This window comes from Dolichospermum sp. UHCC 0406, assembly GCF_009712025.1.
GTDB classification, from domain to species: domain Bacteria; phylum Cyanobacteriota; class Cyanobacteriia; order Cyanobacteriales; family Nostocaceae; genus Dolichospermum; species Dolichospermum lemmermannii.
On sequence record NZ_VILA01000017.1, the window covers coordinates 223,932 to 232,578 of the forward strand.

Annotated in this window: 8 protein-coding genes and 1 pseudogene; 3 read left to right on the top strand and 6 right to left on the bottom strand. The window is 37.0% G+C overall.

What is annotated here, in order from left to right; all coding sequences use genetic code 11:
• Positions 1-181 precede the first annotated feature (181 nt).
• From FJR09_RS17170 to FJR09_RS17180, 3 genes are read right to left on the bottom strand one after another with little or no spacing between them, the layout of a single operon-like run.
• Positions 182-1,873: an NAD+ synthase gene (locus FJR09_RS17170; RefSeq protein ID WP_168652742.1), complete on the bottom strand. Its 1,692-nt coding sequence runs from the start codon at positions 1,871-1,873 to the stop codon at positions 182-184.
• Between the two features lie 47 nt (positions 1,874-1,920).
• Positions 1,921-2,667 (bottom strand): NUDIX domain-containing protein, encoded by a 747-nt coding sequence (locus tag FJR09_RS17175; RefSeq protein WP_015078520.1) that lies wholly within the window; start codon positions 2,665-2,667, stop codon positions 1,921-1,923.
• On the bottom strand, positions 2,637-3,227 hold the full coding sequence (locus FJR09_RS17180) for a nicotinate-nucleotide adenylyltransferase (protein WP_015078521.1): 591 nt from the start codon (positions 3,225-3,227) through the stop codon (positions 2,637-2,639). The genes FJR09_RS17175 and FJR09_RS17180 overlap by 31 nt, the downstream gene beginning before the upstream one ends.
• Positions 3,228-3,811: 584 nt before the next feature.
• Between FJR09_RS17180 and FJR09_RS17185 the strand changes: the two genes are divergently transcribed.
• Together FJR09_RS17185 and FJR09_RS17190 are read left to right on the top strand one after the other, a co-directional pair.
• Positions 3,812-4,099, top strand: a complete 288-nt coding sequence (locus FJR09_RS17185; protein ID WP_015078522.1) for a hypothetical protein — start codon at positions 3,812-3,814, stop codon at positions 4,097-4,099.
• A 2-nt stretch (positions 4,100-4,101) separates the two neighbouring features.
• Positions 4,102-4,518, top strand: coding sequence for a type II toxin-antitoxin system VapC family toxin (locus tag FJR09_RS17190; protein WP_168652743.1), 417 nt, complete (start codon positions 4,102-4,104; stop codon positions 4,516-4,518).
• 55 nt (positions 4,519-4,573) lie between these two features.
• On the opposite strand, the gene FJR09_RS17195 is transcribed toward FJR09_RS17190, so the two are convergent.
• The 3 genes from FJR09_RS17195 to FJR09_RS17205 form a co-directional block, all read right to left on the bottom strand.
• Positions 4,574-5,983 carry an aspartate ammonia-lyase gene (locus FJR09_RS17195; protein ID WP_015078524.1) on the bottom strand — a complete coding sequence of 470 codons (1,410 nt, stop codon included), beginning with the start codon at positions 5,981-5,983 and terminating at the stop codon, positions 4,574-4,576.
• A gap of 129 nt (positions 5,984-6,112) precedes the next feature.
• Positions 6,113-8,026, bottom strand: coding sequence for an ATP-dependent zinc metalloprotease FtsH (gene ftsH, locus FJR09_RS17200; RefSeq protein WP_015078525.1), 1,914 nt, complete (start codon positions 8,024-8,026; stop codon positions 6,113-6,115).
• A 216-nt stretch (positions 8,027-8,242) separates the two neighbouring features.
• Positions 8,243-8,458 carry a hypothetical protein gene (locus tag FJR09_RS17205; protein WP_015078526.1) on the bottom strand — a complete coding sequence of 72 codons (216 nt, stop codon included), beginning with the start codon at positions 8,456-8,458 and terminating at the stop codon, positions 8,243-8,245.
• Positions 8,459-8,524: 66 nt separating this feature from the next.
• Between FJR09_RS17205 and FJR09_RS25410 the strand changes: the two are divergent.
• Positions 8,525-8,647 (top strand): annotated as a pseudogene (locus FJR09_RS25410) (RNA-guided endonuclease TnpB family protein); the annotation flags it as partial.

The window sequence follows — 8,647 nt, forward strand, 5'->3', positions numbered from 1 at the left end:
AGGCAAGAGTGAAGAGGGTTTGGGCGATTTTACTTTTCTTTACATATTACTCTTCGAGAAGCCGCTTCGCGTCTACGGTTTTTTCCGTTCACCTACTTAGTTATAGGCCAATAAGCCGTTATTTAGGGATAATTTGGATAAGTGTGTGGAATTAATTGAGGTTAATACACATCAGTAAAAATTATGGAGAAGAAGTATTCCTCAAGGCTGACCAACTACTAGCAATAGGCATTCTCCAACCAGTCCCAAAAGCGCGGTCAGTAATTTTTAATCCCGGCGCTGCTTGTCGGCGTTTAAACTCCGCACGAGATAATAATTGTAATACTCTATCTACAATTGCCGGTTCATGACCTGCGCTAATAATTTCTGTTGCTGATTGATGTTGATGAATCAAACGGTCGAGAATATCATCTAAAATTTCATAAGGTGGAAGAGAATCTTGGTCAACTTGACCCGGTTTAAGTTCTGCGCTTGGTGCTTTCGTGAGAATATTTTCGGGAATAACTTCTTTTTGTTGATGAGAATTTAACCATTTGCAGATAGAATAAACGCTAGTTTTGGGAACATCAGCAATGACTGATAAACCACCATTCATATCACCATAAAGGGTGCAATAACCAACAGCAACTTCTGATTTGTTGCCAGTAGATAAAAGTAGATAGCCAAATTTATTAGAAATTGCCATTAATAAATTACCACGAATTCGAGATTGCAGGTTTTCTTCCGCAATCCCAAATTCTGTTCCTGCAAATAATTCATCTAGGGAATTATCAAAACTTGCCATTAATTCCCCAATAGGTAAAAGTTGAGTTTGAATATCTAAATTTGCTGCTAATTTTAAAGCATCACTAATAGAATGTTCCGAACTATAGGGAGAAGGCATTAACACACCAATCACATTTTCCTTTCCTAATGCCGCAGTCGCAATAGCCGCAACTAAAGCGGAATCAACTCCTCCACTTAAACCCAATAATACTTTAGAAAAGCGACATTTACCAACATAATCTTTTACTCCCAAAACCAAAGCATTCCAAATTTCCTCATCTTCAGATTCATCAACAGGAGAAATATCACCGAAATCTAAATCTTGTTTATTGCTATTAAATTCAACAGTCAAAAAGTCAGATACAAAACCTTTTGCACGACAAACAATTTCACCTTGTTTATTTAAAGCAAAACTGCGTCCGTCAAAAACTAAATCATCATTTCCACCAACTTGATTTGTATAAATAATCGGTTGCTGGAAATTAACTACACTATGTTTTAACATCGCTTCTCGCAGATGTTGTTTACCAACAGTGTAAGGTGAAGCGGATAAATTCACAATTAAATCTACTCCTAAATTTGCTAAATCAGCAATAGGATTAACTGCGTAACTCCGCTTACCCCAAAATTCCTCATCATTCCATAAATCTTCGCAAATTGTTACACCAATTTTCAGATGATCTAATATAAAATAATTAGCTTCTAGTCCTGGTTCAAAATAACGTTTTTCATCAAAAACATCATAAGTAGGTAATAGCCTTTTATGGAAAAATTGCTGAATTTTACCATTTTCTAATAAAGCAGTGCTATTAAATAAATTTTTTCCTCCAGAAATGTGCGCTTGGGAATTTTTAACAACAGTTCCTACTAATACAGCTAAATTTGCTGGTAAATCTTCAGCTAATTTTTGCAATGTGTTATCAATTACTTCTATAAAACTAGGATTAACTAATAAATCCCTCGGTGGATAACCACAAATTGATAATTCAGGTGTTAATAATAAACGAACATTTTCTGATGCTGCTTGTTGGGACATTTCCAGGATTTTTTGAGTATTTCCTAGTAAATCACCAATAATAGGATTAATTTGAGCGATAGCGATTTTCATAATTTATCTGCGTCTATTTGCGTTCATCTGCGTTCAATTATTATTCCTTAAATAAACACCAAAGGTTTATCTTTAAACGGTGCGAATGCTTCTTTATCAAACTTATACAAACTGGCAGGACGACCCGCACCTCGTGATACTTTAATGCCGGTATCTGATAAAAAACCTAACTTTAGTAACCGCGCTCGAAAATTAGAATAATCGGCAAAATTTTCCCCTAAAACTGTGGTGTATAGTTGATACAAATCGTTTAAGGTAAAAGTTTCTGGTAAGACTTCAAAAGCTACTGGACTATATTCTAATTTGTTTTTTAATCTTCCATGTCCATAGGTAATAATTTCATTGTGGTCAAATGCTAATTGTGGTAATTGTTTGACAGGATACCAAGCAATACCTGCGACTTTATCAGCAATTAATTCTGCTTCTTCAAATCTGACTAAGGCAAAATAACTAACTGATAAATAACGGACTCCATAGCTATCAATTTTTTCCCTGGGGTCACGATTTGGACCACCAAAAGTATAAAGTTGTGCTAAATAAAGATTATTTACCTTTATTTTCTCAGCCATAATCCGATAAGCAGCATCTTCTAAAGATTCTCCTTGACGAACTAAAGTGCCAGGAAGACTCCAATCATTTAAAAATGGTTCTTGCTGTCGCATAACTAAGAGAACCAACAACCGATTTTGGGCAGTATCTACAGAAAAAATCACATTATCAACACCAACTTTAAAATCAGCTAAAGGTTGTTGATTTATGGGGTTTAAAATCTTTTTTTGGTTACGTATTGGCATTCGTACAAATGCTGTTGATGAATGTAGGCAATGACGGGAGGTGTGAGAGTATTAATATCTCCTTGTTCACGAAAAGCGGTAGAGGAAACATCTAAACCAATCAAATTAGCAATGGCAATTTTTCCGCCAATTTGTTTAACTTTATCTAAACCAGAATCATCTATTATATATCCTGGTCTGGGAATTACGAGTAATTGCACTTGTTTTAATAAATCTTCAACATGATACCAGCGCGGTAATTGATTTACTAAATCAGCACCAATTACTAAAGTATATTCAATATTTTCTCCCCATTTTAATTTTGCTTTACCTACAGTTTCTAGAGTTTTCCAACTACTTAAATCTTGTTCTAAGGCAATATTTTGATTAGCAACATTAATATCTTTAATTAACAGTTCTAACATTGCTGCCCTGTGTGGTAAAGGTGTTTGTTGGGACTTCATGGGATTATCCGCAGCCCATACACCTACCCAATCATAACGTTCAGATAACCATTTGAGAATTATTAAATGTCCAGCAGTTGGAGGATCTGCACTTGTACCAAATAAGGCTATTTTCATGATTTTTGATTCTGCTTTTTTGCAATTTTTAGAGTAATTTAAACGAACCACAGAGACGCAGAGGGCGCAGAGGTAAGAGAAATTATATTAATTTATCACTTCGTTTTGTCATCTGAGATGCCCTTACCAAGAATGTCTCTTCACTTATGGTAGTATTCACCATAAATAATGTCAAGCCTTGGCTAATAAATAATGACAAATTCCTGAAAAGCCTATATTTACAAGGGAGTTAGGATATTTTTTACAATTAATTTATATTTCTTAATAGTACAGCCAGTCAATATCCAGGAGTTGGATAAGATTTTAAGAATAATTGACCGCAGATAAACGCAGATAAACGCAGATGAAAATGGATGAATTAATTAATGGATTTTATGATTCTGTGCAGCTTTACATATAATAAGTTTAAGGGTTTAACCCGAATTAGACTAACAAATAGTTTTTGTGTTTGTATGGGGAATAATTGCGTTATTATATAACAGTAGAAACTAAATTTATATAAGCATAGGAAAACCAAGAAGAAATTAATACCAATTTCTTTGAAAACAGATAAAAGTTATTTCGATAGAAGGATGATATCAATTATGGATTCTGTAAGTCTCACCCACGAACAATTATCTCAAGCTATTAATGAACTTCCACTGGCAGCACTTCCTGAATTAGCTGATTTTATTGAATCTTTACTTTTTAAGCTGAATTTAACTCCTGCGGCTATTAATAATGAACCAGAGGAGAGTAATTTTTTATTAAGTATTTCTGGTATAGGAGAGTCTAGTGAACCCAATTTATCAGACAAAGATACAGAAAACGGAGAAATGGAAATTGATCCAACTAGAGGTATTAAGGAATTTAATCATGAGGTAAATAAATAATCATGACGGCTATTTTAGATATAAGTTTCTTAGTGGCAACTGTTGATATTAAGGACGAAAATTATGGGCGTATCCTTGATGTTATAGTTGATTCGAAGGAAGTATTGGTTTTACCAACGACAGTTTTACCTGAAGTTTGTCATTTGCTTGCTTCTCGGTTAGGATATCCGACAACAAAACAGGTTTTAACTGAATTAGCTCATAGTAATGTCATTATTGAAGGGATTGATAAAACTGATTTAAAAAGGGTGACGGAGATTCTAGACCAATATACTGATAGTAAGTTAAACTTTGTGGATGCAACGATTGTTGCTATTGCGGAAAGGATGAATATTACTAAGATTTTCACTTTAAATAAACCTATTTTTAGTATTATTAATCCACAACATTGTGCCGGTTTTGAGATATTTCCTGAATAGGCTATCAATCATATCTCCGACTTCTTTAAGAAGTCGGGGATCTTGTATTTTGTACTTATTTTAAAGGAACAATTGCACTCATTTGGTCTAAATCCAAGACTGTTGCTAATTCTGTTTCTGTCATTAAACCTTTTTCTAGAACTATTTGCCGGAGAGATTTACCTGTTTCTAAAGATTCCTTAGCTACAGCCGCAGCATTCAAATAACCAATATGGGTATTTAAGGCGGTGACTAATGCTAAACTACCTTCAGCATAGGCTAAACAACGTTCTTTGTTAGCAGTAATTCCTTGAATACAGCTTGTAGTTAAAGCCGAAATTGTGTTACCTAAGATCTCAATGCTGTGAATTAAATTATAGGCAATGAGGGGCATCATCACATTTAATTCTAATTGTCCAGCTTGGGCAGCAAAAGCGATCGCATTATCATATCCCATAACCTGAAAACATACCATTGATGTCATTTCTGCCATCACAGGATTATATTTTCCGGGCATAATTGAAGAACCAGGTTGGACTGGAGGAAGTTGAATTTCCTTAAATCCAGTTTTGGGACCAGAATCCATTAACCGCAAATCGTGGGATATTTTCACCAAATCCTGGGCTAAATTCCGCAAAGCCCCGGAAACATTCACAAAAGCCCCCATACTTTGCATAGCAGCCATTAAATGGGGTGCAGCTTCTAGGGGAAATTCCAACAATTGCGACAGGATATCCACAACTCTTTGCCGATATTCTGGGTGAGTATTCATACCTGTTCCCGCAGCGCTACCACCTAAACCCAATACCATTAAATCCCCAGCAGCAATGTAAAGACGGTTTTGATGTTCTGAGAGGATTTGCGCCCAAGCACCAAAATTATCCCCTAATCGCACAGGTACAGCGTCTTGGAGGTGGGTTCTGCCAGATTTGACGATATCTTGAAATTCTATAGCTTTTGCCTCTAAAGCCGAAATTGCCTGTTCTAAAGCTGGTTGCAAAGTGCGAGAAAGTGCCAATAAGCCACCAATGCGAATGGCTGTGGGGATAACATCATTGGTAGACTGTCCATAGTTTACATGATCATTGGGACTAACGAGTTTATAATTACCTTTTTGATCACCGAGAATTTCTAAAGCGCGATTTGCCAAAACTTCGTTAATATTCATATGGTGAGAAGTTCCTGCACCGGCTTGATAAACATCAACCACAAACTGATCTCGTAATTCACCTGCTAAGATTTCATCAGTGGCTTGAATAATCGCTTTACTGATATCTGCGGGAATACAATCTAATTCTCCGTTGACAATAGCGGTAGCTTTTTTAATATATAAACAAGCATTTATATAAGTAGGTAAAGGTTTAATCCCGCTAATGGGGAAATTTTCGATCGCCCGTTGGGTTTGAATACCATAATAAACGTTGTTGGCAATTTGGCGATCGCCCATTGAGTCTTTTTCAATGCGAAAATCTGAATTGTTAGTCATATAAGTCGAGAATGGGAACAAAAAGAACAGGGAACAAACTTGTTTTTAAATTCTATCCGTCTCAAGTCATTGATTTGTCACGGTTCTATGTTTATTCAGCCAGCCCTATGTATTTGTTAGCATTAGTTATCAAAAAAGTATCGGTACAGACACCTGCTCATTAGTAACTTTAACTTGAGTATGGTTAGCGACCATTGTGCGGAATAGATCACCTTCAATAGTTTCTTGTTCTATCAACAAATCAACTGCTCGTTCCAAAATTAACCGATTTTCTTGGATTATTTCCTTAGCCTGAATATAGCAGCGGTTAACAATTTCTCGAACTGCGGCATCAATTCTAGCAGCAATGTCTTCAGAATATTCTGATTTATTTCCCCAGTCACGCCCTAAAAATACATCATTGTTTTGATTTTCTAAGGAAACTGGACCCAAATCAGACATTCCAAATTTTGTGACCATTTGTCGAGCCAGACTGGTAACTTGTTGTAAGTCATTTCCCGCACCTGTGGTAACTTCCGCTTTCCCAAACACGATTTCTTCCGCTGCACGACCGCCTAAAGTTGCGGCAATGCGGGCTAAAATTTGGGAACGGGAAATTAAACCCTGTTCTTCATTGGGAGTAAACCAAGTTAAACCTAGTGCTTGTCCTCTGGGAATGAGAGTAACTTTTTGCACAGGATCATGACCTTTAACCAACGTACCTACTAAAGCGTGTCCGACTTCATGATAAGCAATCAGGCGTTTATTTTTGCTATCTACTAAAGCAGTTCCTTCCATACCCGCAACTACTCTATCTATCGCATTATCAACTTCTAAATCGGTAACAGCTTCTTTGCGTCTTCTGGCGGTGAGAATAGCAGCTTCGTTGAGTAAATTGGCTAAATCTGCACCTGTAAAACCAGGAGTGCGCCGAGCGATCGCTTCCAAAGATACACTAGGATCAATCTTCTTATTCTGAGCGTGGACTGTCAAAATTTCCTGTCTTCCCTTCAAATCGGGGACATCCACAATTACCTGTCTGTCAAAGCGTCCGGGACGTAATAAAGCCGAATCCAGGACATCTGGACGGTTGGTAGCAGCAATAATAATAATTCCCGTATTTCCTTCAAAACCATCCATTTCCGTTAATAGCTGGTTAAGAGTTTGTTCCCGTTCATCATTGCCACCACCAATACCCGCACCCCGTTGTCTACCTACTGCGTCAATTTCATCAATAAATATCAAACAAGGCGCATTATCTTTCGCTTTTTTGAACAAATCCCGGACACGGGAAGCACCCACCCCGACGAACATTTCTACAAATTCCGAACCAGACATACTGAAAAAAGGTACACCTGCTTCCCCCGCAATGGCTTTTGCGAGTAGGGTTTTCCCAGTTCCAGGTGGTCCAACTAACAGCACCCCTTTGGGAATTTTCGCCCCTACCGCTGTGAATTTTTCTGGAAGTTTCAAGAAAGTGACAACTTCTTCTAATTCTTCCTTTGCTTCCTTGACTCCCGCAACATCATTAAATGTTACCCCTGTTTTCGCTTCCATTTGAAACCGAGCGCGAGATTTACCAAAACTCATGGCTTGGTTAGAAGCATTTGCAGAACGGCGCAGGAACAATAGCATTAAAGCCACTAAGGGCAAAATCCACATCAGATTGATTAACAACCCCACAGCGGCTCTATTGCCAGCTGAGGAAACTTCACCAAACTCAACGTTTTTTTCTTTAAGTTTATTAATTAATTCGGGATTTTGATCTAAAAGGCGCACCTGTAAAGGTATGGTATCCGGCTTTTGTCCAGCTAAATAAACCTTAGCTATCTGTTCAGTTTGATCCAATTCTACCTTTCTAATTTCTCCTTTATCTGCCTTCTGAATCAATTGCCCATAGGTTAAAGAATTCCGCTCTGGCTTTTGCTGCGCTAAAACGGGACTACTACCAACTAGCCCCGGCAACATCATCAACCCAGCAGCTATGACTCCAGTTAAAACATGACGCTGAGACGAACTTGATAAACGCTGTTTCATTAAAGCATTTTTGTGCAAATTTTTCATAATAGTTATCCTTTATGGCTGTTTTTCTGGTGAAATTGTCAAATCTAGAAATTACAGTTTTCTGATCTAGTTTAACAGTTTTGCGTAATTCCCCACCCTCAATGTACTCATAGGGTGGGGATGTAAGCAAGTCAATAACGAAACATCCTGAAAATGTTTTTTACTGTAAGTAAAAGACTTTTGAGGATAGTTGAGTTATTGACAACTATATTTTATTTATTCCAAATTATCAATGTATTTCTCGACTAATTCGCGTATCCAGCCGCCATAAGTCTGTGACGGTGGTTTTATTTTGTCTATTTGTTCAGCTATCTCTTTCTTGAGAGTAACACTAACCTTGACTCTTGATGCTTCATACTTAGCCGTATAAGCCCTAGTTTTATCGGCATTTCGTTGTTGCCATTCTTGATGTTTTTTATCTATCATTTTCATTGACACTCTAAGCTCTTGGATTATATAATAGTAGTATATTATCAAAGAAGATGAAGGTAATAGTTAATGGCGTTACGTAGAGCAACTTTCAGGCTATATCCTAATAAACAAGTCAGTGAGATGTTGCACTACCACCGCAAACTTCATAAAGATTTGTATAATGCTGTTGTATCTAACCGCATTACTTCA

What these genes read in the sequence shown, in the direction of transcription:
- FJR09_RS17190 (WP_168652743.1), top strand. Translation starts at nt 4,102, where the DNA reads ATGACGGCTATTTTAGATATAAGTTTCTTAGTGGCAACTGTTGATATT.
- FJR09_RS17175 (WP_015078520.1), bottom strand. Translation starts at nt 2,667, where the DNA reads ATGCCAATACGTAACCAAAAAAAGATTTTAAACCCCATAAATCAACAA.
- FJR09_RS17170 (WP_168652742.1), bottom strand. Translation starts at nt 1,873, where the DNA reads ATGAAAATCGCTATCGCTCAAATTAATCCTATTATTGGTGATTTACTA.
- FJR09_RS17185 (WP_015078522.1), top strand. Translation starts at nt 3,812, where the DNA reads ATGGATTCTGTAAGTCTCACCCACGAACAATTATCTCAAGCTATTAAT.
- FJR09_RS17180 (WP_015078521.1), bottom strand. Translation starts at nt 3,227, where the DNA reads ATGAAAATAGCCTTATTTGGTACAAGTGCAGATCCTCCAACTGCTGGA.
- FJR09_RS17205 (WP_015078526.1), bottom strand. Translation starts at nt 8,458, where the DNA reads ATGAAAATGATAGATAAAAAACATCAAGAATGGCAACAACGAAATGCC.
- ftsH (WP_015078525.1), bottom strand. Translation starts at nt 8,026, where the DNA reads ATGAAAAATTTGCACAAAAATGCTTTAATGAAACAGCGTTTATCAAGT.
- FJR09_RS17195 (WP_015078524.1), bottom strand. Translation starts at nt 5,983, where the DNA reads ATGACTAACAATTCAGATTTTCGCATTGAAAAAGACTCAATGGGCGAT.